Here is a 24329-nt window from a genome sequence, read left to right as displayed (position 1 = left end):
CGGCGCACGTTGGTTCCCAGCCAGCGTATCAGCCGTTTCAATCCAGCTTTGTCGTTGCCAAAAGCAGCCGTCTCTCCATCCGGCAGACGGTGGGCGTCCAGACGGTCTTTCGAGACGTCGATCCCGATGGTAACTTCGGTCATCTTTCGCATACCCCATGCTTGTCGTCCGAGGCTCGCTCCTCGGGTATCCGTTCGGGTCAAAGCGAAAGACGGATGCGATCACACTCTAGGGCCTGTTGAGATTCATCGCGAGGCTATGATTGTTGCCGCGACGTAGATCATGGCGGCGAAGCTTTCGTCGGTCTTGCAGGCGCGTAGGGCGATGCGCTTGAACTCCTTGAGCTTGCCGAAGAAGTTCTCGATGAGGTGACGCCATTTGTAGATTTCGGTGTCGATCTGACGGGGTTCGAGCCGGTGCGGACGCTGTGAGATCACTACCTGCGCGCCACGAGCGTCGAGCTCGGCGATGATCCAGTTGGCGTCGAAGGCCTTGTCGGCGATCAGACCCTCGAAAGCGATGCCCTCGATCAGCGGCGCCACGCCCACCGTGTCGTAGCGCTGGCCGGGGAGCAGTTCGAAGCGCACCAGGTTGCCGAGGGCGTCGGTCAGCGCGAGGATCTTGGTGGTCCAGCCGCCTCGGGACTTGCCGATTGCCTGGCTTTGAGTCCCCCTTTATGGATGGCCCGCCCCTCCCGCCGACGTCTGTGTAGGATGTCGGTGTTCAAAGGAAGAAGGAGCGGACCATGAGCATAGTGATCCTTGGCATCGATCTGGGCAAGAACAGCTGTAGCATCGTCGGTCTCAATACGAATGGGTCGGTGATCGTGCGGCGGCGGATGCGCCGCGACGGCGTGATCGCCTTCGCCGCGAAGCTGCCACCCTGCACGATGGCGATGGAAGCGTGCCGCGGCGCCCATCACATGGGGCGGTCGCTGGCGGCGCTGGGTCACGAGGTTCGGCTTATGTCGCCGGAATATGTGCGGCCCTATGTGAAGGCCCAGAAGAACGATGACCGCGATGCCGAGGCGATCGCCGAAGCGGCGACCCGGCCCACCATGCGCTTCGTCGAACTCAAGAGCGAGGAGCAACTCGACGTGCAGACGCTGCATCGGGTGCGCGACCGTCTGGTCGGCGAGCGCACTTCCCTGACCAACCAGATCAGGAGCCTTCTGCTGGAGCGCGGGCATGTTGTGGCGCAGGGGCACGCCCGCCTGCGCCGCCTGCTCGGCGAATTGCTGGAGCCCGGCGCGGGCGCCTTGAGCCCGCGCATGGCGTTTCTGCTCGCGGATATGCGGATCCGCTGGGAGGAACTGGACCGCCGTATCGCCGCCTTTGATGCCGAGTTTGCAACCATGGCAAGAACTGACGACCGCGCTCGGCGACTGACAAGCATTCCCGGCATCGGCGCGCTGAATGCCACCGCGCTGGTGGCGGCGGTCGGCGACGCGGCGACCTTCGACAAGGGGCGCGACCTCGCCGCGTGGTTGGGTCTCGTGCCGCGCCAGGCCACCACCGGGGGCAGGCCGAAGCTTCTCGGAATCACGAAGCGCGGCAGCCGGTATCTTCGCAAGATGCTGATCCAGGGGGCTCGGTCCGCCATGCCGTCGCTGGCCAGGAGCGACACGGCGGTCGGCTCCTGGCTGCGAGCACTTCTCGCCCGAACCCATCCCAACGTCGCCGTCGTCGCCTTGGCGGCGAAGATGGCCCGCACGGTGTGGGCGCTGCTTCGCCACGAACGGATTTATGAGACCGTGTCGATGCCGGCATGACGAATACGCGGCCGGCGAACACCTTGCCGGACGCGCCAAGCTGCGAGTGGTGAAAGAAAGATGGCCTGACAGTCGATCGGTGTTTCGAAAGCCTCCGGCGCAAAATGGCCCCCCGAGGCCGGCCCCTTTATGAGGATCGGAACGCGCGGATCTCCATCTTGGCGGAGGCCATCGTGCCGACATGCCGGATACGTTTGTGCAGACTGCTCACGTCCTCACCCAATCGCCGCTTGCAACCGGGGCGGGCCATACGTTTGCGCCCTGGCCGTGGCGGTGGACCTTGACGATTGTGCCGTCGATCATGGCGAACTCCAGGTCGGGATCACCAGAGAGCGCATCGAAAATCCGCTTGAATACGTCGGCCTTTACCCAGTGCCGGAACCGCTTGAACACCGTGTTCCAGTTCCCGAAGATCTCCGGCAGGTCACGCCACGGGCTTCCCGTCCGCGCGATCCACAGCACAGCCTCGAGGAAAAGCCGCGCATCCCCTCCCGTCCTACCCGGGTCCGAAGCCTTCCCCAGGCAATGCGGCTCGATCCGCGACCATTGCGCGTCCGTCAGGATCATTCGCGTCATTCACCGCTCCCTTTTGGGAGCTTGAATCAGAACCGAAACCGCATGGGAATCCTGAATCTCAACAGAACCTAGCACGGCCCTGCGACGGCCTGCATTTTTACGACCCGCACCCGCCGCTGGAGACCTGCAGTAAACAGATCTCCAGCGGCCTCGTTTTCACTCGAAGCCGTCGAAAACCATAAGACAAGCATTTCCCGATCAATCTGCATCATACCCCGCTGCGGCGAAGTAGTTGGCGCATTCCTGGGGAGAGAAGACGTCGACGAGGCGGCCGATGGTGTTCCAGAGGCCGTCGACGGTTCGCTCGGCCGCCTTGCGCAGCAACGCCTTCAGCTTCGCGAAGGCCATTTCGATGGGGTTGAAGTCGGGACTGTAGGGAGGAAGGAAAGTGAGCCGCGCACCCTTGGCCTCGATCGCCGCCCTGACCGAGGCGCGCTTGTGGCTGGAAAGATTGTCCATGACGACGATGTCGCCGGGGCGAAGCGTCGGCGCCAGCACCTTCGCGACATAGGCCTCGAACCAGTCGCCGTTGACCGGACCGTCGAGAACCATCGGGGCGACCATGCCGTCGAGGCGGAGGCCGGCGATGAGCGTCGTGGTCTTTCAATGGCCGTGAGGAAACCCCATCCGCAGTCGTTCGCCCCGACGGCAGCGCCCATGGGTGCGGGCCATGTTCGTCGCCGTCCAGGTCTCGTCGATGAACACGAGCTTGCCGGGATCGAGATCGGGCTGCGCCTCGAACCAGGCGCGGCACTTGCTCGAGGCAAGTCCGCGCGCTCCTGCTCGACCGCGTGCCCGGTCTTTTTTCCTCGTCAGCCCATGACGTTGGAAGAAGCGCGACAGGGCTGAGCTCGACGCGGCGATGCCGCGCTCGGCCAGGCGGGCACGCAGTTCCTCGAGGCTCTGGTCGCGCTCCTCCTCGAACGCCGCCATGACATCCGCGTGCCGCGCCTCGATCCGCCGTGACCGCGTATCCCCACCCCGCTGCTTCGGCTCAAAGCTCCCCGTCGTGCGTCGTTGCGCGTCCCAGCGGATCACCGAGGAAACCGAAACCCCGAAGCGACCCGCCGCCGCCCGACGGCTCACCCCGGCGTCAACCGCCGCCAGCGCCCGTCGCCTCAGATCCATCGACAGTGTTTTGCTCATCCCGCCGCTCCGACACCTGCCTCGCGAAGCAAAGAGTCAGAAACGGGCCGCCTTGGGAATCCCCAATCGATTCAAACCGAAAGGGCGCCGCTCTAGCGGAAGCGCTCCACGGCCCTTGCGATTACCGTGAGCTTCTCCTCGGCCAGTCCGCCACCGCAGATCGGGTTGTCCGCGAAGGTCGCGAAACCGCAGTCGGGGTGGAGGAGCACCCGCTCGCGCCCGAAAAGGTCGATCGCCCGGGAGATCCGCGCCGCCACCGCCTCGACGGCCTCGGCGGTCTGGATCTTCTGGTTGACGACCCCGACGCCGATCCGCGCCTCCTCCGGAAGCGCGGCGAGCACCTCCATCTCGCCCGCGCGGGGCGTGCACATCTCGAGGAGATAGGCGCCGGTCCGCACCGCCGCGAGCGTCTCAACAAGCGGCGCGTAGCCGCCGGCGAGCGCAACCGCCTCGTCGGGCGTCCAGTTTCCGCGGCAGACATGCAGCGCCGTCCGGTCGCGCGACGCGCCGTCGAGCACGGCGTTCAGTAGATCGCGCGCGAAGCCGAGCTCATGCTCCGGCCCGAGCGATTCCGATAGCGCGCCGCACATGAAGGAGCGCTTGCTCTTCGGGCCGGAGAAGACGACTTCCGAGAGCACCGGCTCGTCGAACTGGACAATCGCCGCGCCCGCGTCCATGAGCTCCGCGAGTTCCTCGCGCAGCACCCGGACGATGTCCTCGGCGAGGGCTTCGCGGCTCGGATAGGCGTGGTCGGAGATGCATTCCATCCACATCGTCCGCGTGAGCAGATAGGGGCCGGGCAGGGCGACCTTGACCGGCGCGCGCGTCACCGTGCGCGCGAAGTCGACCTCGTGCGCCACCAAGGGCCGCGACCGGCGGAGCGGGCCGAAGACCGCCGGATGCCTTACATCGCCCGCCGGGATGTCGAGCGCGCGTAGCTCAGCCTCGAATTCCTCGGCGTGATCGACGAGGGGCAGCAGATCGGTCAGCGGGATGAGCTGGCAATTGTCGAGCCGGCTCGCGACGAAGCTCGCGTAGCTGTCGCGCCGCTGCTCGCCATCGGTCACGAGATCGACGCCCGCGCGTTCCTGCGCCGCGATGGCGAGGCGAACGGCGTCGTTCGCGGTCTCCTGGAATTCCGCCTCGCCGAGCCGCCCCTCGACATGGGCGTGCATGGCCTCGATCATCCAGCGCGGCCGCGGCCAAGAGCCCATGCCGGTCACAGCGAGCGGCGGGACCGGCGGCGGGGCCACCGGCACGCGGGCGCGCGGCGCCTCGGCCGGAACCGGCTCGGGCGCGCGAGCGGTGGGGGGTCGCCGCGCCTCGCGCTCGTCCAGCCGCCCCTTGCAGACGAGGAAGGCGCGCTGCTTCGCCACCTTGGTCCAGGAGACGAGCTCGTTGCCGGTCAGCCGGCACCAGGCGGGCAGGTCCTCGTCGACAGAGATCTCGGTCGAGCGGATCTCGAGGAGCCCGCCGCGCGGCAGCGGGTCGATGTGACGGCGGATCAGCAGGAGCAGCCCGTTGCCGCAATCGAGATCGCCGCCGTCGAAGGACACATCGGGCTGGTGGTCGTGGCGGGCGACGGGATCCATCGCCGCCTCACTTCCCGCGCCGGGCGACTTCGTAGCCGACCGCGCCCGAGGCCAGCGCGAGAACCGCGCAGGCGAGGCCGAGCGCGGGGGTCAGTCCGGCCGCGGGCGCGACCGCGGCCTCCGAGACCGGCGGCTCCGAGACCGGCGCCGCGGCCGGCGCACCTTCGGGCGCGGCCGCGTTCTGAAGCGCGACCTCGGCGCCATAGGCGCGGGTGAGCATGGCGCGGCCGATGTCCTTCAGGATCGCCTGACCCGCGACCCGGCCCTGACCGAGCACGAGATCGACATTGGCGACTTCCGGCCCGCCGAGATTGATCGAGCGGTTCCCGTCGCGGTCCTCGACATGCCAGGCGGTGACGGCCGCGCCGTCGGCGGCGTCGACCACGACCTTGAAATAGCCTTCCGGACCCGCGTAGGCCTCTCCCGGGCGGAGGCGGATCTCGTCCTTGTTGGTGAGCATGTAGCCGAAGGAATGGCCGGTCGGGCAGCCGACGGGCCAGCTCGCGAACCGGGGATCGCGCGCGTAATCCGCGCCGTAGCCGAGCGCGAAGGCGCCGCCGTAGACCTTGAGGCTCGCCTTGCCACCGTCGAAGCCCTTCGGCCAGGGCGACAGGAAGGCGACCATGTCGCCATCCTCGAAGACCAGCGCCTTGCGCGCCGTGTCGTCCTCGATCAGTCGGTCGGCCTGGACCGGCCCGAGCACGCGGGTCACCGTCACCTTGCTGTCCGCGAGAAGCTCCAGCGTCACGGTTCCCGCGGTCTCGTCCACCGCCGCGACCCGGAGCTCGCGGCCGCCGACCTTCCAGCTGTCACCCGCACCCGCGAGCCCGGCGAAGAGCGGGTCGGTCGCGTAGAGCATCCGGTCCATGCGCACGCCCGAGAGCCAGTCGAAAGTGATCGCCTCGCGCTTGATCTCGCGCGCCTGACCCTGGTTGTAGAGCTGGGCGAAGCGGTCGCCCCACCAGCCGGTCTCGCCCGCCGAGAGCACCGGGGAACCGAAGGCCCATTCCCAGTCTGTGCCCGCGATCGTCTTCACATGCAGCGTGTTGTTGGCCATCTGCTCGTGGCCCACGGTGGCGTAGTACTGATAGACCGTGCCTCCGACCGCGACCGCCTGGCCGGCGGGGATCGTCACGTCATGCTTCACCACGATCGACATGTCGTAATCGACATAGGTCACGTCGCGGCCGAGCATCGGCACCTTCTCGCCGCGCAGCGCCACCTCGCCGCCCCAGGTGTCCTCGAGATAGGCGAGGCCGCCCGGCGGGATCACCACCTCGCCATTCTCGACCCGGCTGCCGCGGATGAAGACGCCATCGTACTTGAGCGTCTCGCGGCCGAAGTCGTCGGTCATCTTGCGCCCCTGCGGCAGGCCGGGCAGGGAGGCGACATAGGCCGGCTTCACGCCGCGCTCCGTCGGGAGCGAGAAGGGCGGGGTGGGAATGTCGGCGGTCGCGATCGGATGGGCGAGCGGCCAGCCGGGCTTCGCCGGGGTGAGCAGCGCCGCGTCATCCGCGTAGGCGGGGGCGAAAGCGGGGCCCGCGAGGAGCGCGGCGCAGGCGAGCAGCAGCGATTTCATCGGTCAGGCCCTCGATGCGGCGGGGGAGCAGGTGGCGAGGCGGCGGGAGAGGTAGAGCGTGCCCCAGCCGGTGAGCGCGAGCGTGTTGAGGAAGAGGAGCGCCTTGGGCACCCCGGCGAAGAGGCTCCCGAGCACGCCGAGCCCGACGACCGAGAGCGCCGGCGCGAGGCAGCCGACGCAGACCGCGCCGAGCGCCATCAGCCCGCCTCCGGCCGCCGCCCCCGCGGAGGCCGCGCCGCCGCGCCGGCCGGCGGTGAGCGCGAAGGCGAGGAAGGCCCCGGCGAGGCCGAGCGACGCGGCGGTGAGATATTCCTGCTTGCGAACGAAGCTCACCGCGAAGGCCTCGGTCCTGCCGAAGGTGAGCTCGCCCGCCGAGACGAACTCGCCGGGGAGGAAGCCGCAATCCGCGGCCGCGGTCTCGGTCGCGGGCATCTCGAAGAGCGCGAAGGAGAGCGCGACATAGCTGAGGGCAACGAGCAGGAAGGTCGCGAGCATCAGGCGGACCGGGATCATCGCGCGCCTCAGTAGCTGACCGAGGAGACGCCGTCGCTCATGAACTCGACCAGTTTCGCGCCGCCGACCACCTTCGCGCCCGAGACGAGATTGTCCTCGTCGAGCCCGCGCTTCTTGAAGCAGGGCGAGCACACATAGATGACGCCGCCCGCCTCGGCGAAGCTCGCCATCAGCTCGCCGAGCGGCGCGAAGCCTTCCTCGTGGATGTCATCGGCGTACCCCTTCTGTGACAGGCGCGTGCCCTCGGTCGAGAGGAAGACGACCGTGTCCTTGTCCGAGGCGGCGGCGGCGTTCGCGACGACGAAGCCCACCGTCGCCTTGTCAGTGTCGTCCTTGGCGCAGGTGATCGAGACGACGAATTTTCCGGGCATTCTTCCCTCCGGTACCAGTGTTGTTCTCAGTTCCAGTCAGACTTCGAGCGGATCCAGAAGCTCGCAGTCGCCGGGTCGTGACGTTCGAGCGTGTTGGCGGTCATCCGGCACCAGGCAGGCAGGTCCTCGGCGGCCCCGGTGTCCCGGGCGATCAGGTGGAGTATCCGGCCCGGCATCCGCCGCAGGCGCATCCGGAGCAGCACGACGAGCTCGCCGCAGCCAAGCTCCCCCGCGTCCCAGCGCTCCTCACTCTCCCCGTTCATCCGCGGCTCCCCTGGGCTGTCCGGCGCGTCCGCCCGCGAAAAGAAGCGGCCGCCCGGCAGGCGCCGGGCAGCCCAGTCCGGGGAGGAAGTCCTTGGCCGGGACCATAGGCGGTATTCTCGCCGCCGTGCGATCGAACGCTGTTACACAGCCGTGAGAAAAGCTGAGGGGGGTCACGCCAGGTGAGGGCCGGACAACAACTCGGCAGGGCGCGGCGGGAGAGACCGGGCTATGACACACCCGAGCCTGAAAGGAGGTTCCAAATGTACGACGTCGAGGCGGTGCGCGCTGATTTTCCCATCCTGTCGCGCGAGGTGGACGGCCATCCGCTCGTCTATCTCGACACCGCCTCCTCGGCGCAGAAGCCCCGCGCGGTGATCGAGGCGATCGCGGAGACCTATGAAAACGAATACGCGAATGTCCATCGCGGCCTTCACTACCTGTCCAGTCTTGCGACGGAACGATACGAATCGACCCGCGAGATCGTCGCCCGCTTCCTCGGAGCCGCTTCGGAGGAGGAGATCATCTTCACCTCCGGGGCGACCGACGCGATCAATCTCGTTTCCTACGCCTGGGCGGCGCCCCGGCTTCGGGAGGGCGACGAGATCGTGCTCTCGGCCCTGGAGCATCACGCGAACATCGTTCCCTGGCACTTCCTGCGCGAACGTCAGGGGGTGAGGCTGCGGTGGGTCGATCTCGGGGAGGGCGGCACGCTCGACCCGGGCGCGGTGCTCGACGCGATCGGGCCGCGCACCCGGCTGGTGGCGGTCTCGCACATGTCGAACGTGCTCGGAGGTCTCGTCGATGTCGCGGCGATCTGCCGGGGCGCGGCGGAGCGCGGGGTGCCGGTGCTGGTCGACGGCTCGCAGACGGCCGCGCATACATCCGTCGATGTCGCGGCGATCGGGTGCGATTTCTATGCGATCACCGGCCACAAGCTCTATGGCCCGAGCGGATCGGGCGCCCTCTACGCGCGGCGGGAGCGGATGGCGGAAACGCGGCCGTTCCGGGGCGGCGGCGACATGATCCGCGACGTCACGCGCGAGGGCGTAGTCTATGCCGGCCTCCCGCTCCGGTTCGAGGCCGGCACGCCGGCCATCGTCCCGCAGATCGGCCTCGGCGTGGCGCTGCGATACCTCACGCGGCTGGGAATGGAGCAGGTGGCCGCGCACGAGCGGGGGCTGCGCGCCCATGCCCGGCGCCGGCTCTCCGGGATCGAGGGCGTCAGCGTGTGGGGTGCCGACGATTCCGGCCCGATCCTCTCCTTCGAGATCGCCGGACTGGATGCCCGGAAGATCGCGGTCGAACTCGACCGCCTCGGCATCGCGACGCGCGCTGGGAGCTTCTGCTCGCGCCCGCTCCTGCGGACGCTTGGCGTGGGGGCGCTCTGCCGCGCGAGCTTCGGCCTCTACACGACCCAGGCGGAGGTCGAGCTCTTCTGCGACGCGGTCAGGGATCTCGCGCGGGCGGCGGTCGCCCGCGAGGCGCTGCCCGGAGGCTCCGTATAACGGGCCGCTCCGCGCCGCCCCGTCAGTCAGTCCGGTGGAGGCCGGTATCAAGAAGACTGCCGCGGGACCGCGGCGGCTTCCTCGTTCGGGAGACCGGCGCGCGAGCGCGCCCGTCCCGTGACTGCCCCGCTTCTCAGGCGAGCTCGGCGATCTTCTCCGTCTCGCCCGACAGAAGCCGGTCCCAATCGGCCGGCAGGGTCACGCGCTTCGTTACCGGGAAGCCGATGTAGCCATTGCTCGAGCCGATCATCACATGGTCGCGCGCCGGGTCTCCCGCGATGACGATGAGGAAATCCTCGGGTTTCGAGACCATCTGGATGTCGCGCTCCACATCCATCGAGGTGCCGAGCTGCTCGGGCCAGTTCCTGTCGTTGATGCCCTTGTAGAAGCGGTTGAGGATCATCCCCGAGAGCCGCGAGACCCGGAGCTTGGCGTTTTCGTAGAGGTGGCGGCGCACCGCTTCCTTGGTCCAGCCCTTCGCGGCCAGCTGGCGCATGATGAGCGGCGTCAGGATCACGGTCGGCCGCGTCACCATGCCCCGGAAGAAGAACTGGATGAACATGTTGTTGTCGGCCATGCGGGCCTCGATGTTCTTCAGGATCTGCTCGGGCTCCGGGTCGCCCACCTCGATCGCTTGGGTCATCTCGGTGCAGGCGGTGATCGTGACCGCGTTCTCGCCGCGCCTCAGCCCCTCGTCCTCGCCGTGGGTCGGCCAGCTCACTTCCGCGCAGGCGGCCTCGTCCTCGGCGACGACGATGCGGAAGTTGCCGCCATAGCAGCCCTTGTCCGCCTTGCCGGGCAGGAAGCCGCCGATGTTGCGCAGGTACATCCGCCAGAACCGCGCGATCGAGGTATTGGCTTGGAAGCCCGGACGCAGGAGGCCCTGACCGTGGTTGAACTTCAGATCCTTGATTATCTTGCCCAAGACGATGATCAGCGTCTCGGTGCCGGGCGTCTGGCCGAGGTGCTCCACGCCGAAGGTCGGATCGACCATCGCGTCGACGAGGGCGAGGAGAACCGGCATGTATTCCGGCCGGCAGCCGGAGATCACGCCGTTCACCGCGATGTTCCAGACCGTCGCCTCGCGGTTGTCGGGCAGCACCAGTCCGAGAACCTCGTCCGGGTCGCGATCGGTGAACCGCAGGAATTCCTCGACGGCCTCGCGCGTCGGCGGCACCACCGGCAGGCCCTCGCTCCATTCGTTCTTCAGGAACTCCTGCTGCACCGCGTTGTAGTTGCCGCGGAAGACGACATCGGTCGCGCCGGGTTCGGTGCTCAGCGCCTCCTCGGTGGGTTGGACGGTCAGGCCGCGGATCACCTGGTCGAGCATGACGCCCGCCGCGATGCGATCAAGCTCCTCGTCGGTGGCGAAGTTCACATGGCCCGGATGAACCGTATAGGGCAGGTTCGGCATCTGGAGGCCCTTGGCCGTCATCTTGCCCTGCATCTCGAAGCCCGAGCAGATCATCGAGACCGTGGGAATGCCCATCTTCTCGATATGGATCGCCGCGGGCGTCACGCCGGCGGTGCAGCTTCCGCAGCAGCCGACGCCGACCAGCGCCGCATCGACGCCGAAGCGGGCGAATTTCTCCGGAAGCGACTCGAGCACCTTGCGCTCGTTATGCCCGTGGATCTCGCCGAACTCCCGCCAGTCGACGAAGCTCACCCCCGGGTAGCGCTTTTTCAGTTCGCGCTCCCAGACCTCGAACATCTTGTCGCCCTTGAAGATCCAGTCCCAGAGCTGGGCGATCGTCTTGCCTTCGAGCGTCTGGAGGCGCCGTGCGAGGCGGGATCCGTCCTTGAACTGACGGCCGCGCGGCCAGACAACTTCATAGCTATTAAGATCCATAATTTCCTCCATTATTTCAGAAAACAAGAAAAATAATATGGATTGACGAGAACAGTGCATGCCTGTCTTCCCATTTTTTCAGCGGACTGGGGTTATTTGTCTCGCTGGGCCTCAGTTAGTCTGGGTGGTCCGTTCGTCACAATGCCTGCGATGTCGCTCGGTCTTGCATTGTTGTGATGCCCAAGGTTCTGGCATCCATCGCCCACGGGCCGCGCCGTGGTGAGACGGAACCGCGACACGTCGAATAACCATCTGAGATGGCGACGAATTTATCGTCGCGGCGGCGCTGCCAAGCCCAGCGACCTAGCCTTCGTGGCTGGTATCGACGGTCCATCTCTGTCGCCGGACCTTGCGATTTGGTGATGCGAGATAGGCCAGCGGCGACCTTTGCCCTATGGGTCGAGGCATGGGGCGCACTCCGCGACCCCGATATGGACGGCGGTGCCGAACGAGCCCGCGCCAGCATCAAGCGCGTTCACCAAGGAGGAAACCCATGCAATACGACGCGGCGGCCATTGAGGCCCTGAGGAACGACCAGCGGCTCGACATCCAGATCCTGGGTGAGCACGGTCTCGTGAAGGATCTCTCTCGCGACAATGTCATCGTCCATGTCGGCAAGCCCGCGGGTTCGATCACCGGCTGGGTGGGGCCGGTCTTCTGGCAGGTCTGGGTCGAGTCCGGCGACGCGCCGGGCAGCGTCCATGCCCGCGTCGATCGCGGCGAGGCGCAGGTCTGGCAGTTCCACGAGAGCCACGCCAAGGAGGAACTGCTCGCCGCTGCCAAGGACAGCGCGATCGCGCTCGCCAAGGAGCAGCTGGCCGCGCAGCTCGACGCCGCCCGCGAGCGCCTCAGCGCGCTCGAGAGCGCCGACGCCTGAGAGAGGACGCCGCGCGCGCCTGGGCCTCGCGCCGGGGCGGCCGGTGCCAGAGCGCCATGCACGACTTCGATCTCATCGTGATCGGCCAGGGCTACGCCGGACTCCGCGCGGCGCGGGCCGCACGGGACCGGGGTCTCACGGTCGCGACCTGCGAGGCGGTGATGGCGGGCGGCGCGGTCGCGACCGTGCTCCGGCTCGACCCCTCGCCGGTCCCCTTCACCGGCTCCGGCCCCGATCTCGGCGCGATCGTCGCGATGGAGAACATGGATGGGGGCATCGTCCCCTATTTCGAAGCCGCCACCCACCTCTCGCCCGAGCCGCGCGGCGGATGGCGGATGAGCCTGCCCTCCGGCAGCCACCACGCGCGTCACGTCATCCTCGCGACGGGCACCCGCCCCCGCGCGCTTGGTGTTCCGGGCGAGGCGGAATTCGCGGGAAGCGGCGTCTCCCGCTGCGCGGATTGCGACGGCCCGCGAGTCCGGGACCGCGACGCGCTCGTGGTCGGCGGCGGCGACGCGGCCTTCCAGGAGGCCGCGATCCTCGCGCGCTTCGCCCGCTCGGTCACCATCGTCCTGCGCGGAGCCCGCCCGCGCGCCCGCGCGGCGCTCGTGGAGCCGGTGCTCGCCGCCACCAATGTCCACCTCCTGCGCGAGAGCCGCCTCGGCGCCATCCATGGCACGTCGGAGGAGGGCGTGACGGGCGCGACGCTCCTCACCCCGTCCGGACCCGCGACGCGCGCCTGCGCCGGTGTCTTCATCCTCGCGGGCGGCGCGGCGGATACGCGGCTCGTACCCCCGTCGCTGCCACGCGGCGCCGATGGCGGCCTCGTCGCGGAGGAGGGCGGCCGGCTTGGGCTGCCCGGCCTCTGGGCGGCGGGTTCCGTCCGCTCGGGATTCCGGGGCGGGCTCAGGGAAGCCGGGGAGGATGGCGCGCGTGTCGCCGCCGCGCTTGGCTGACGCGCCCGCCGCCCGGGCCGAGTCCTCGCCCTAGGACGTCGCGGAGCAGCTCTTTCTTCATCTGCGCGCGCTGCGATCGTCGCGGGTGTCGCGGCGCATGGCGCGATGACCGGCGCGGCACGAACCCTCTACAAATTGGTGTCGTCCGTCACCCGCGGGGTCTCCGAGGCGGAAGCGGCGGCCGGCGTCGCGCTTTTCGAGCGTACCGCCGGCGGCCTCCGCGCCAATGCCTATGGGCGAACGCTTCTCGCGCGCCTGGCTCGCATCGAGGAGGAGGTGACGGCCGCGACTGCCGATCTCGCCCGATCCGGGCAGGGCTCACCGACCGCGCCGCGCCACCTGCTCCACGACGGCCGCAAGCTCCTGCTCCTGCTCACGCTCGCGGACACGCGCGCCGTTTCCTCGGCCGCGGCGGCGCTCGGCATCGGCCAGGCCGGGGCCAGTATGGCCCTCGCCCGGATCGAGGCGGCGCTCGGCTTCCGGCTGTTTCACCGCGGTCTGCAGGGCATGACACCGACCGATCCCGCGTCGCGGCTGCTCCTGCGCGCGCGCCGCATCCGCGCCGAACTCCGGCACGCGGCCTCCGAGCTCGCTTCCGCCGAGGGCGCCGTCGTCGGCGCGGCGGTGATCGGCACGCTGCCGATGGCGCGGGCGGATCTCCTGCCGCGCGCGATCGGAACCTGCCTCGCCCGCGCGCCCGGCATCCAGGCGCAGATGGTCGAGGCCCCGGCCGAGATCCTTGTCGCTCGGCTCCGCTCCGGCGAGATCGACGCCGTGGTCACGGTGCCGGGCCCGGGCTTCGAGCCCAAGGGGCTCGTGGTCGAGCCCTTGCTGCGCGACGAGATGGCGGTGCTCGGCTGCGCGGGCCACCCTCTGGCCAGTGCTGGACCGCTGACCCTGCGCGAGGTGTCGGCGCTTCGCTGGATCCTGCCCTGGCGCAGTTCGATGAACCGTGCGCTCTTCGAGGCACGGTTCATCGAGGAGAAGTTGCCTCCACCACGACCCGCGGTGCAGGCCGCCGACCTGAGCATGATCCGCGGGCTCCTCGCGGCATCCGACATGGTCGCCTTCATCTCGCTCAGGCTTTTCCAATTCGAAATCGACGCCGGACTTCTCGCCCCCCTCGACCTAGGCCGGCTCTCGATCGAGCGCGAGGTGGCCCTCGTGCGCCGCGAGGGCGCCAGCCTCTCGTTGGCCGCCGAGGCGCTCATCGCCGAAATCAGGGGTTGGGGGACTGGGTGACCGCTTTGACGATTTCGACGCGACGGATCACGCTTGTCTGCACCGCCCCGGGTTGCCCAGAGGCTCCAACTCTTGAGAGACTGGAGCCATGACGAAGAGAATCCCGCCCTTGTCTCCTGGTGATCTGCGATACTGTTCCTGACGGACGAGACCCCGACCCGCCCTTGGGAGATCAACCCCGTACTATAGCGCGGGGCTCGTCCGCCGTCTGCGCTTGAACCTGAACAGTTGCATGGGGCGCCGTGTCATCGGCCGACCCCGCAGATCAAGGACAGGCTCCTCATGACCTTGCCACAGGATGTCTTCGGCGTCGATGTCGCCAAGGACTGGATCGACGTCTTCTCGCTTTCGTCGGGTAGCCGGCAGCGTATAGCCACGACAAAGGCTGCCCTCGCTCGCTTCGCCAAGATCGCTGCCGGCCATTTTGTGGTCTTTGAAGCCTCCGGCGGTTATGAACGCACTCTCGCCGCCGCGCTGGTCCGGGCCGGGGTTGCCTTCGCTCGGGTAAACCCTCGGCAGGCGCGAGACTTCGCTCGAGCAACCGGCAGGCTCGCCAAGACCGACCGGGTCGACGCGGAGGTTCTCGCACGCATGGGCCAAGCGCTCGATCTCGCCCCGACCCATCCCGAGGATCCCGACCGCGCCCGACTCGCCGATCTCATTGCCCGCCGCGACGACCTCGGCGGCATGATCCGGGCCGAGAAGAGCCGCGGCGCCACGGCGCGCGATCCTTGGATCGCCCGCGAAATCGCTCGGATCGTCCGGGTCCTGGAGCGCCATCTCGCCGTGCTCGGAGCGGAGATCGCCGGACTTCTCGGCGCCTGCGAACGGTTGGACGTGGTGGCTCGCCGCCTGCGCTCGGTACCCGGCGTCGGGCCGCTCGTCTCAGCGACGCTGGTGGCGCGCTTGCCGGAACTCGGTTGCCTCGACCATCGCAGGATCGCCGCGCTGGCGGGGCTCGCGCCCCATGCCTGCGACAGCGGCCTTTCCCGCGGCAAGCGCCACGTCTGGGGCGGAAGGGCGGAAGTCCGCCGTGCGCTCTATCTCGCCGCTTTCGTCGCAAGCTGCCGCGACCCGCGCTTCAAGGCTTTCCGTCACCGCCTCCAGGCCGCGGGAAAGCCCTTCAAGGTCGCCATCACCGCCTGCGCCAGAAAGCTCCTGACCATCCTCAATGCGATGGTCCGCTCAGGTCAAGACTACCGCGGGTCGGAGGTCTGAAAGACAGTTGCTTGAAGCGATGAAGGCGTTCATCGACGCGCACCGAGAGGTCTATGGAGTCGACGGGCCGAGGCTCCGGCCGGCGTCGACGCGGAGCGCGCGCCTCCGGCGAGGTCGCAATCCCGTCCACGCTCGGGATGCGCTTCGACCGGTTCGCCCCCATCCGGGAGCGCCTCGCCTCGCGGAGCGATCCGGCCTTCCGGAGCTCGTCCATTGGCGGAGCGACGCGGGAGGGGGGAAACAGGCCTACCGCCCACAGGCCTGCCCCTGCCAGTTCCGGACGTAGTACTGCTGGTTCCTCGCCGCCCGGGCGGCGCTGGAATTGAGCTTGTCGTCGAAGATCGCGCCGGTGAAGCCGGTGTCGTCGCCGGCGCGGCGGTAGGTCAGCCGGGGCCCGCTGCTGTCCGCGCCGATCAGCCGGCCGGCGGCGTCGTAGAGGCTGATGCCGGCGGCGTCGCGATCGGCGCCGGGGCTGTCGAGCGCGAGTTCGAGCACCACGGTGATCCACTGGTCGCGCGGCAGCCGCGCGGTCACCTTCGCGGCGCCCTGGCCCCATTGCTTCGTGACGCCGCGATCGACCGCGCCGCTCGAGCTGCGGTCGAAGTTGTAGCTGTAGATGCCGAGCGTGCCGCCATTGTCGGGCCAGACATGGAGCCGGATGCTGGAGCCGGACTGACGGGCGCCGGTCTTGCCGCCCGAGGTCCAGGGGCCGACGTTGATGCCGAGCGGCAGCCGGCCGGCATAGGTCCAGTCGTAGCTCGACGGGATGTAGAACTCCGCCGAGAGCCGGACGACCTCGGCCGCCTTCATCGCCTCGGGGAAGGCATGGCGGCCGATGCTCATCAGCGAGACCTCGGCGCCGGCGTACTGACGCACCGCCATCGCGGTCCCGCCATCCGGGCCGGGGCCGCAGCTGACGCGCTCCATCCGGGGATCGCTCAGGTCGTAGTCGTGCAGGTTGGCGCGGGCGAGCGGAAAGGCGAAGTCGCAGAACTCGGTCGCGGGCGGGCTCCAGGCCGGGACGCAGTCTTCGAACGCCGGGGGAACGCCCTCGTCCCCGCCGCCGACCACCGCGACATCGCCGCCCCCGCAGGGCGTCTCGTAGCGCGCGGGTGGCGCGACCTCGGTCTCGATGACGGTCTCGGGCGCGGCCCATTCGGCGTCGGTGCCGGGCTCGACGGTCAGCTCGGCCCGGAACTGGCGGAACGTGGCGGCGGTGATGCCGCGATAGCTGTCGACGCAGAGCCCGTTCGGCTGGATGACCGGCGCGATGGTCTGGTAGCAGAAGGCGGTGACCGGCGCGCCGGCCTCGAGATGGAGCCGGGTTCCGGCCGGGCAGGAGTATGAGCTCGCCGCCCCGCGATATCCGATTGCGTAGTCGAGGTCGTAGCCGTCATAGCTCCTGCCATCGGCCATCGAACAGACTCCGAATGGCGATTTCGGCGGATGATCGGTGATCCGGTCGATCATGTAGTCATAGGCGCGGTCGCATTCCGCGACCGCCGGGAAGCCGCCGGCCATGCAGAGGATAACCGCGCAGTCCATGTCGTAGGTTCCGTCCTGCGCGGTGGCGGGACGCGCGAGCGGACCGGGAAACGCCAGCGCGGTGAGGGCTAACAGCGGAGAGAGGAACCGGAGCATTCGCGAATCCTTCGTGAGATCAGGGAACGGAGATTGGCGGAGAGATCGAGCGATCCTTCGCCGGCGCGGCTGACGAGCGCGCGCATCCAGGCGGCCGGGCAACGGATGTGTTCGGCCCCGGCCGCGAGCGTGAGCAGCGCCGCGTTATGCCGTCCCAGCGTGGCGACCGCCGCGTCCCAGGTCGCCCGGGGCACGCCGAGCGCGATGGACCGCGCATGGGCGGTGGCAATGAAGCCGGTCCAGCTCCACGGACCGCCGCGCGCCAGTTCGGCGTGCCAGGCAGGGGGAAGAGTATCGGCGACGGCGCCCACGTCGAGGTCCGGCGTAACAAGCTTTCTTCCCTCTTCGAGAAGGTCAGGTCGGCGGTATTCGTCCGACTGGTCGGACGGTTTCGGGCACGGCGGCTCGACTGGCGACGCTCCCGGCACCGCCTCGTCGCATTCGATCGGAGTGGCCGCCGCGACCAACTGAATCAGGCGATCGCGCAACGCGGAGAGCGCGGCGCCGGGCAGGTGTCCGTAGCGCCGGGGCAGCGCGGCGAAGGCCTCGAGGATGCGCGCGCAAGCGGTCGCGGCGCTTTTCCGGAAGCGGTGGCGCAGCGCGGAGATCTCGGCGCGGAGCCGGAGGCGCTCCTCCTGTCCGAGCCGGATCGCCGCCGCTTCGGCGCGCAACGCGTCGGCGCGCGCCAGCATCGGCGCGAAGTCGATGCCGCGCAGCGCGACGATCCGGCCGGACCGGCGGTGGATCACGCGATGCCCGCCGCCGAGCGAGGTATCCTCGACGAGACCGAGTGCGATCAGCCGGCGGATATGCGCGCGCACCGTGCGGGGATCGACGTCGCGCTGCTCGGCGAGGTCCTGGACCCGGATCGGGCTCACCGGCACCGGCGCGTCCGACGGGATGAACCGGATCAGGACCTGCGCGGTGCGCTGGACGCCGTCCGGCAAGCCAAGGGCGAGCACGGCGTCGTCGAGGAGTCGAAACAACTCCTTATGCGAGTATCGCCCAGCGTGTGAGCTTGGCGCGCCTGATATCGCGTCGGGCATGGGTCTTCTCTCCGGGTAAACCGGCGGGACGGGAAGGACAGGGCGGTCCTGTTCGCCGAAGCGGCGTTTTTCCTTGTCATATCATGGGGAAGATCCTAGGCTTGGGCTGTCACTTCCAAGACTTTGGACTGCTTCTCCTCGGTGGCCCGTGCCGCCGGGGGGTTACTCTTTTGGCCGGGCGTTATCGCCAGCCGATGCACAATTCTCTCCGTCGTTGAGGTTGACGCGGTAGCTATCGCAACCTATCCGATAGAGCCAACCCCGAAAGCGGCCTTAAACTGAATTTTTGTGCATGTTTGATTTTTTTTCGTATCGCGTATTGAAACAAGGATGATGCCGCGAGAATGTTGGGTTGTGACCCATCGGCCATGTAGCGCCACGATGGCACGTTGGATAATGTTCTGATCCGCCAACGAGGATCAGGGCAGGGCATGGATCAGAAAAAATCGCGGGTATTGACCAGTGACGGCTTGCGCAACTTCATTGCGAACGGAGGACGACTCCGCTTCAAGCCCTTCGTCGGCGACGACGACAAGCTGTTCTGGGAGATGCATGGCATCGGTCCCGATGGCGAGGAGCAACCCGTCTACGAGGGACGCACCGGCGAGGTCCGCGTCGTCAAGTCCACGCGGGGCATCGTCGGCTACTGGCGGATCTACCACCCCGAGGATCTCGAAGTCCCGGTCCCGGTGCTCCCGGACGGGGCCGGCAAGCTCTGAGCGCGCGACCGCGCGGACCGGCCAGGTCATCCCGTTCCCGAGGACGGGGGAAGTCCCGGAGTTCGGCGGCGGCGACGTCTTCCTCCGCTGGAAACTCTCGCATCTCGACCTGATCGCGGCCGCGGTGCTCGCCACGCTGGTGGCGACGCCGCGTCTCTGGATCGGCGGCGCGTTCGAGGTCGGTGGGCTCATCGCCGGCACCGTCGCGACGCTGCTGGGCGGCTTCGTCGCGCTGGTGGCGCTCGGCCTGTTGTCGACGCGCTGGCGCCTCGCGCCTCATATGGCGCTTGCGGCGCTGATCCTCGGCGCCTGGTTCGTGCCGGAGCCGCGGGCCTCGGCGCTGCTGTTCGCAGTCGTCGCCTGGATCCAATGGGACCTGCGATGAACCGGCGCCGCGACATCGCCGCCAAGGGTCTGCTGGCGCTGGGACTGCTCCTCACGCAAGGCACGGCTTCGGCGCGCGCCGAGGTGTGGGAATTCGACCGGAACGGGATGATGCTGGCGCGCGGGGCGACGTCGCGGAGTTTAGCCGAGAATAGAACTTATGATGTAGAACAATTTCCGGGCACGCACCGTACGCGCGGCGCGGGGCGTCTCGCGGCGGTCTACCGGCCGATGGCCGAGGGCGTGGCGCGCGCCTTCGCGGGCCACCCGGGCGTGGTCGTGGCCGGGCTCGACACCGACGCCTTCGCCCGGCTCTTCGTCGCGCTGATCGACCAGGAGTCGCGCTTCAATCCCGACGCGGTGTCGCCGAAAGGCGCGCGGGGCTTGGGCCAGCTGATGCCCGAGACGGCGACCGCGCTCGGCGTCGCCGACGCCTTCGAGCCGCTGGCGAACCTGCGCGGCGCCGCGCGCTATCTCACCGCGCAGCTCGAGGCCTTCGGCCGCGTCGACCTCGCGCTCGCCGCCTATAACGCCGGACCGCATCGCGTGACCCGCTATGCCGGCGTGCCGCCGTTCCGCGAGACCCGGGAGTATGTCGCCCGGATCACCGCCGCCGCTGGTCTCCGCCGAGCGGGTTCCGCAGAGACGGATGGCAGGCTCGCACCCGAAAGTTCCGTAACTCTCTCCACGCGGAACGCGCCCGCCGATACGCCGGAGCCCACGCGCGTGTCCCGCGCCGGCGATGAGCCCATCCTTCTCACCCGCGCCGAGAGCTTCGACGAACGCGCCGACACACCCGTTTCCCACCCCCGACAAGGAACCGTCCTCGAATGGCCAAACTGATCACCTCCGCCCGCGCGTCCCTCCATCGGTGCCTGCGCCCCTTCGCACCGCGCGCGCTCGCCGCGCTGGCGATGTCCCTGCTGACGACGGCGCCCGCCCGCGCCCAGGACCTGTCGCCGATCGACACCTTCTTCACCACGCTCGGCACCGCCTTGACCGGGACGACGGGCCGCGCGATCGGGCTCGTGGCGCTCGCCGCCGTCGGCATCGCCTTCCTGTTCGGCCGGATGAACCTCGGCCTCGCGGTCTCGATCTGCGTCGGCCTCGTCATCCTGTTCGGCTCGGCGACGATCCTCGGCGGCTTCGCGTGACGCCCGGGTCCCCGACCCCCTGCTTCCAGGCGCTGACCCGGCCGGTGGCGCTGATGGGGCTGCCGCTCACCTATGTCATCGTGCTCGGCATGACGGTGCTCGGCGGCTTCATCGCCACGCTGTCATTCCTCTGGTTCGGGCTCAGCGCGGTGGTGGGCTACGCCTCCTTACGCGCGCTCGCCGCCTGGGACGCGCGGATCTTCGACGTGATCTTCACCAGCTTGACGAAGACGCCGCTCCCCGCCGCCTGGTTCAAGGGCAAGGGGATCATCTACCGTGCCTGACGCCGTCCGGAGCCTCGGCCGCCGCCGGCTCGAGCCGCGCGACATCGGCGAGGACGTGAGCCTCGCCGCGCACCTGCCCTATGTCACAGCCTTGCGCGACGACGTGCTGATGCTGCGCGACGGCGAGCTGATGGCGAGCTTCGCGGTGGCGGGGCTCGGCGCCGCCACCGCCGAGAGCGCGCTGGTCGAGGATGTCGCCGAGGCGGTCCAGTCGGTGATCGCCCAGGCGAGCCTCGATCTCGGCTTCACGCTGCACCGGGTCTCGAGCCGCGCCGCGCCACAGCCGCGCGCGCTGCTCTGGGTCGACGGCTTCTCGCACGCGGTCGAGTCCCGCTGGCAGGCGGCGCTCGGCGCGAAGGAGCTGCGCGAGCGCCGGAGCTTCGTCACCGTGACGCTGCGGCCGGCGAAGCTCACCGGTGTCGCGGCCAGGCTCTTCGGCATGGGTGCCGGTCCCGCCGCCGAGCGCGACCGGATCGCGCGCAGGATCGAGCGGCTCGACGAGGTCGTGGCCTTCCTGATGGAAACGCTCGCCGTCACTCGTCCCGAACGGCTCACGCTCTCGGGCGGCCACTGGCTCGAACTGCTCGGCGCGCTCGTTACCGGCCGCGCCGAACCGATGCCGGCTGCGAGAGGCTTCCGGCCGCTCGCCGATCTCGTCGCAAGCACGAGCGTCCGCTTCGAGGGCGACCAGTTCGTGGTGCCGGGCGCCTCGACCGACGACCTGCGCTTCGGCGCGGTGTTCTCGCTCAAGGCCTATCCCGCCGCGACGTCGCCCGGGATCTTCGACGGCTTCGATCTCGATTGCGACGGCGTCGTCACCCACTCCTTCACGCCGATCGAGCAGGTCGAGGCGCTGGCGCGGATCCGCCGCACCGTGCGCCAGATGGGCGCGGCCGACGACGCGGCGGCGAGCTTGCGCGCCCAGCTGATCGACGCGGCCGACGATCTCGCCTCGGGCCGGATCGCCTTCGGCCTGCATCACGCGACCGTCGTGCTCTTCGCCCGGAGCCCGGCCGAGCTCGACGCGGCGGCGAGCCAGGCCCGCGCCGCCGGCAGCCGCGCCGGCTGCGTGATGGTGCGCGAGGAGATCGGCGCCCGGGCGGGGTATTTCGCGCAGCATCCGGGCAATGCCGGCTTCCGCGCCCGCGCCGCGATGATCTCGTCGAAGAACTTCGCCCATCTCGCCGCGCTCCACGCCAATCCGCGCGGGCTCGGGGCTTCCGAGACCCCTTGGGGCCAGCCGATCACCACGCTGCCGACCGCCGCCGGCGGCGCGTTCCGCTTCAGCTTCCACCTGCGCGGCCGGCCGGGCGAGCGGAGTGTCGGCCATACGCTGGTGCTGGGCCGCACCGGCTCGGGCAAGACGCTCGGCACCGCGTTCCTGATCGCTCAGGCGAGGCGCACCGGCGCCCGGATCATCGTCTTCGACAAGGACCGCGGCCTCGAGACGCCGCTCCGCGCCATGGGCGGGAGCTATTCCGCCGTGCGGCTCGGCGAGGCGACCGGCTTCAATCCCTTCGCCGCCGAGACCGACGAGCGCGGCCAGGCCTGGCTCACCGACTGGCTCTCGGCGCTGCTCTCGCGCGAGGGTCCGCTCAGCGCGACCCAGGCCCAGGCGCTGGCGCAGGCGGTCCGGGTCAATGCCGAGACCGATCCCGCCTTGCGCGGCCTGCGCGCCTTCCGCCGCCAGTTCCGCGCCGTCGACGACGAGGGCGCGCTCTTCGAGCGCATGGGCGAATGGGACGCCGAGGGCGCCTTCGGCTGGCTCTTCGCCGGCGACGGCGTCGACACGCTCGGCTTCGACGCCACGGTCACCGGCTTCGATCTTTCGGAGATCTTCGACACGCCCGCCGTGCGCACCGCCTGGCTCTCCTACGTGTTCCGCCGGATCGAGCGGCTCGTCGAGGACGGGCGACCGACGCTGCTCGTGCTCGACGAGGCCTGGAAGCTGCTCGACGACGCATACTTCGAGCGGCGGCTGAAGGACTGGATGCTGACGATGCGCAAGAAGAACGTCGCCGTCGTCCTGCTCACCCAGCGTGTCGCGCATATCCGCGAGAGCCGCGCCGGCGGCTCGATCCTCGAATCCGCCGCCACCACCATCCTCTATCCGAACGCGCGCAACACCGCCGAGGAGCTCGCCCCCCTCGGGCTCACCGATCGCGAGCTCGGCTTCGCCTGCGCCAGCGCGCTCGAGAGTCGGCTCGCGCTGATCCGCTCCGGCGACATGAGCGTGATCGCCGACATGGACCTCGGCGCGCTCGGGCCGCTCGCCAAGGTGCTCGGCGGTGGCCCGGGCGGCGATTGGCTGCTCGAGGGCTGGCGCGATCGACCCGACTTCTGGAAGGAACTGATCTGATGCCCCGGCTCAAACTCATGCTTGTCCCCGCGCTCACCCTCGCCTTGGCCGCGATCGTTCTCGCCGGCTGCGCGAGCACCACCGGGAAGACTTCTCCTTGCGTCTGCGACTGGACCCCGGTCCGCGCGGCGGAGCTGGCGGTCGTATGAGGCGTCAAAGTAAAAGTGGGGCGGCGACTTTCCGCGCCGCCGCCGTCCTCGCGACGCTGGTCGGCACTTTGCCGATCTCCGGACCCGCCTCGGCGCAGGGCGTCCCCGTCTTCGATGCCTCGAACGTCGCGCAGGCGATCGAGCAGGTACGTCAGGGCGTCGAGATGATCGAGCGCGCGCAGCAGCAGATCAACGCGCTGACCGGGCCGCGCGGCATGAGCCTGCTCATGAATTCCGCGACCGACGTCGCCGCGCGCGGCGCGGCCGACAGCTTCCCCGATCTGGTCGAGGGCGCGGCGACCGGGCGCGACATCCTCGGCAACACCACCCGCATCGTCGCCTCGATCAACCGGATCAAGGCGAACTTCGATCTTGGGGGATTGGGGGACTTCGCCTCCTCCGATCTCGCGCAGTACCGCTCGCTCGCCACGCTTGGCGGATCCTCGCTCGCGGCGATGGCGACAGGCGAGGATTCCTACGCCCGCGCCAACGAGGCGATGGCCCGCGTCACCGCGCTCGTGCCCCGGATCGACGCCAACACCGACGTGAAGGCCGCGATCGACTTCAACACCCGGGTCCAGATCGAGCAGATCCAGATGACCAACGAACTGCTGCGCGTGCTCGCGGCCCAGGCCAACGCGCAGGGCGCCCAGTCGTTGTTCTACACCCGCCAGGAAATGGCCTCGCGCGCCTTCATGCGCGGCGTCGGAGAGGGAGAGACCCGATGAAAACTATGACCGCCACCACGGGGATCGCCCTCACCCTGATTGGCGCCGCGCCCGCCTTCGCTGTGGGCGGGTCGTTTCACTGCGATCGGCCGCCTATGATGGAGGTGATGGAGCAGGTCGACGGAAGTTCGGCCCTCCAGAGCATCGTCAATCAATACCTGGTGCGGTGGGAAGCACGGAATGCGACCGAACAGTGCCAGGCATACGCCGACGGTCGTCCCTACGACATCGGATGTATGAACGGCCGCCGCGACTGGCCAGCCATCTTGGCGAGTGTGCCGGAGGACTACTTCGGGCGCTCGAACGAAAGCCTCGCCGCGACAGTGCGCGAAGAGAAGCGCAAAGGAAACGGCCTGCGCGAGGCCCTTGCCTATTGCCGATCGGTCGGCGCCATCAAGTGAAGGAT

The 24329-nt window shown here is 68.9% G+C and carries 23 protein-coding genes and 4 pseudogenes; 16 read left to right on the top strand and 11 right to left on the bottom strand.

The features are described 5' to 3' along the window. Positions 1-245 precede the first annotated feature (245 nt). Positions 246-671, bottom strand: a pseudogene (locus FJM51_RS20365) (IS5 family transposase); the annotation flags it as partial. Positions 672-745: 74 nt separating this feature from the next. Here FJM51_RS20365 and FJM51_RS20360 point away from each other — a divergent pair. Then, positions 746-1771, top strand: a complete 1026-nt coding sequence (locus FJM51_RS20360; protein ID WP_140455969.1) for an IS110 family RNA-guided transposase — start codon at positions 746-748, stop codon at positions 1769-1771. Between the two features lie 255 nt (positions 1772-2026). Here the strand turns inward: FJM51_RS20360 and FJM51_RS20355 are convergent. The 7 genes and pseudogenes from FJM51_RS20355 to FJM51_RS20325 form a co-directional block, all read right to left on the bottom strand. Next, positions 2027-2347 (bottom strand): annotated as a pseudogene (locus FJM51_RS20355) (IS5 family transposase); the annotation flags it as partial. A 198-nt stretch (positions 2348-2545) separates the two neighbouring features. Then, positions 2546-3493 (bottom strand): annotated as a pseudogene (locus tag FJM51_RS20350) (IS630 family transposase). Positions 3494-3585: 92 nt separating this feature from the next. Continuing rightward, on the bottom strand, positions 3586-5085 hold the full coding sequence (locus tag FJM51_RS20345; protein ID WP_140455968.1) for a 5-methyltetrahydropteroyltriglutamate--homocysteine methyltransferase: 1500 nt from the start codon (positions 5083-5085) through the stop codon (positions 3586-3588). Positions 5086-5092: 7 nt separating this feature from the next. Continuing rightward, the gene (locus FJM51_RS20340; RefSeq protein ID WP_140455967.1) at positions 5093-6664 is read right to left on the bottom strand and encodes a hypothetical protein; all 1572 of its coding nucleotides are present in this window, start codon (positions 6662-6664) and stop codon (positions 5093-5095) included. A gap of 3 nt (positions 6665-6667) precedes the next feature. Next, complete coding sequence (locus tag FJM51_RS20335; protein WP_140455966.1) at positions 6668-7177, bottom strand: hypothetical protein; 510 nt, start codon at positions 7175-7177, stop codon at positions 6668-6670. 8 nt (positions 7178-7185) lie between these two features. Then, positions 7186-7548 (bottom strand): DsrE family protein, encoded by a 363-nt coding sequence (locus tag FJM51_RS20330; protein WP_140455965.1) that lies wholly within the window; start codon positions 7546-7548, stop codon positions 7186-7188. Between the two features lie 26 nt (positions 7549-7574). Beyond that, on the bottom strand, positions 7575-7811 hold the full coding sequence (locus FJM51_RS20325) for a sulfurtransferase TusA family protein (protein WP_140455964.1): 237 nt from the start codon (positions 7809-7811) through the stop codon (positions 7575-7577). Positions 7812-8072: 261 nt separating this feature from the next. Here FJM51_RS20325 and FJM51_RS20320 point away from each other — a divergent pair, with 261 nt between their 5' ends. Continuing rightward, complete coding sequence (locus FJM51_RS20320; protein WP_140455963.1) at positions 8073-9317, top strand: aminotransferase class V-fold PLP-dependent enzyme; 1245 nt, start codon at positions 8073-8075, stop codon at positions 9315-9317. Positions 9318-9450: 133 nt separating this feature from the next. On the opposite strand, the gene FJM51_RS20315 is transcribed toward FJM51_RS20320, so the two are convergent. After that, on the bottom strand, positions 9451-11166 hold the full coding sequence (locus FJM51_RS20315; RefSeq protein ID WP_140455962.1) for a UGSC family (seleno)protein: 1716 nt from the start codon (positions 11164-11166) through the stop codon (positions 9451-9453). A gap of 493 nt (positions 11167-11659) precedes the next feature. On the opposite strand from FJM51_RS20315, the gene FJM51_RS20310 reads away from it, so the two are divergent. From FJM51_RS20310 to FJM51_RS20295, 5 genes and pseudogenes are all read left to right on the top strand, one after another. Continuing rightward, a complete protein-coding gene (locus tag FJM51_RS20310) occupies positions 11660-12043 on the top strand; it encodes a hypothetical protein (RefSeq protein ID WP_140455961.1) in 384 nt (127 codons plus the stop codon). Between the two features lie 56 nt (positions 12044-12099). Beyond that, entirely contained in the window at positions 12100-12999 is a 900-nt protein-coding gene (locus FJM51_RS20305; protein ID WP_140455960.1) for an NAD(P)/FAD-dependent oxidoreductase, read from the top strand. A 75-nt stretch (positions 13000-13074) separates the two neighbouring features. Further along, positions 13075-13227: pseudogene (locus FJM51_RS25390) on the top strand (helix-turn-helix domain-containing protein); the annotation flags it as partial. A gap of 48 nt (positions 13228-13275) precedes the next feature. Beyond that, positions 13276-14241, top strand: coding sequence for a LysR family transcriptional regulator (locus FJM51_RS20300; RefSeq protein WP_233713201.1), 966 nt, complete (start codon positions 13276-13278; stop codon positions 14239-14241). Between the two features lie 288 nt (positions 14242-14529). Continuing rightward, the gene (locus FJM51_RS20295; RefSeq protein ID WP_140455972.1) at positions 14530-15459 is read left to right on the top strand and encodes an IS110 family RNA-guided transposase; all 930 of its coding nucleotides are present in this window, start codon (positions 14530-14532) and stop codon (positions 15457-15459) included. 246 nt (positions 15460-15705) lie between these two features. Here the strand turns inward: FJM51_RS20295 and FJM51_RS20290 are convergent, their stop codons facing one another. Further along, positions 15706-17100: a hypothetical protein gene (locus tag FJM51_RS20290; protein WP_140455958.1), complete on the bottom strand. Its 1395-nt coding sequence runs from the start codon at positions 17098-17100 to the stop codon at positions 15706-15708. Further along, positions 17073-18146 carry a replication initiation protein RepC gene (gene repC, locus FJM51_RS20285; RefSeq protein ID WP_140455957.1) on the bottom strand — a complete coding sequence of 358 codons (1074 nt, stop codon included), beginning with the start codon at positions 18144-18146 and terminating at the stop codon, positions 17073-17075. The genes FJM51_RS20290 and repC overlap by 28 nt, the downstream gene beginning before the upstream one ends. Before the next feature lie 455 nt (positions 18147-18601). Between repC and FJM51_RS20280 the strand changes: the two genes are divergently transcribed. The 9 genes from FJM51_RS20280 (at position 18602) to FJM51_RS20245 (ending at position 24324) form a co-directional block, all read left to right on the top strand. Further along, positions 18602-18865 carry a hypothetical protein gene (locus FJM51_RS20280; protein WP_181164666.1) on the top strand — a complete coding sequence of 88 codons (264 nt, stop codon included), beginning with the start codon at positions 18602-18604 and terminating at the stop codon, positions 18863-18865. Positions 18866-18989: 124 nt separating this feature from the next. After that, on the top strand, positions 18990-19250 hold the full coding sequence (locus FJM51_RS20275; RefSeq protein WP_140455955.1) for a hypothetical protein: 261 nt from the start codon (positions 18990-18992) through the stop codon (positions 19248-19250). Next, positions 19247-20092, top strand: coding sequence for a lytic transglycosylase domain-containing protein (locus tag FJM51_RS24840; protein ID WP_306419454.1), 846 nt, complete (start codon positions 19247-19249; stop codon positions 20090-20092). The genes FJM51_RS20275 and FJM51_RS24840 overlap by 4 nt, the downstream gene beginning before the upstream one ends. Further along, entirely contained in the window at positions 20080-20403 is a 324-nt protein-coding gene (locus tag FJM51_RS20265; RefSeq protein WP_140455953.1) for a TrbC/VirB2 family protein, read from the top strand. Before FJM51_RS24840 ends, FJM51_RS20265 begins: the two co-directional genes overlap by 13 nt. Further along, on the top strand, positions 20400-20687 hold the full coding sequence (locus FJM51_RS20260) for a VirB3 family type IV secretion system protein (RefSeq protein ID WP_233713200.1): 288 nt from the start codon (positions 20400-20402) through the stop codon (positions 20685-20687). The genes FJM51_RS20265 and FJM51_RS20260 overlap by 4 nt, the downstream gene beginning before the upstream one ends. Beyond that, positions 20680-23046: a VirB4 family type IV secretion/conjugal transfer ATPase gene (locus tag FJM51_RS20255; RefSeq protein WP_140455952.1), complete on the top strand. Its 2367-nt coding sequence runs from the start codon at positions 20680-20682 to the stop codon at positions 23044-23046. Before FJM51_RS20260 ends, FJM51_RS20255 begins: the two co-directional genes overlap by 8 nt. Then, positions 23046-23195 carry a hypothetical protein gene (locus FJM51_RS23925; protein WP_181164665.1) on the top strand — a complete coding sequence of 50 codons (150 nt, stop codon included), beginning with the start codon at positions 23046-23048 and terminating at the stop codon, positions 23193-23195. Before FJM51_RS20255 ends, FJM51_RS23925 begins: the two co-directional genes overlap by 1 nt. Then, entirely contained in the window at positions 23192-23923 is a 732-nt protein-coding gene (locus FJM51_RS20250) for a type IV secretion system protein (protein WP_140455951.1), read from the top strand. Before FJM51_RS23925 ends, FJM51_RS20250 begins: the two co-directional genes overlap by 4 nt. Next, the gene (locus tag FJM51_RS20245) at positions 23920-24324 is read left to right on the top strand and encodes a hypothetical protein (protein ID WP_140455950.1); all 405 of its coding nucleotides are present in this window, start codon (positions 23920-23922) and stop codon (positions 24322-24324) included. The genes FJM51_RS20250 and FJM51_RS20245 overlap by 4 nt, the downstream gene beginning before the upstream one ends. The last annotated feature ends 5 nt before the right edge of the window (positions 24325-24329 follow it).

The organism is Amaricoccus solimangrovi (assembly GCF_006385685.1).
Classification (GTDB): Bacteria; Pseudomonadota; Alphaproteobacteria; order Rhodobacterales; family Rhodobacteraceae; genus Amaricoccus; species Amaricoccus solimangrovi.
Note: the sequence above shows the minus strand (reverse complement) of the source record. Positions and strands in the feature narration are given on the sequence as shown.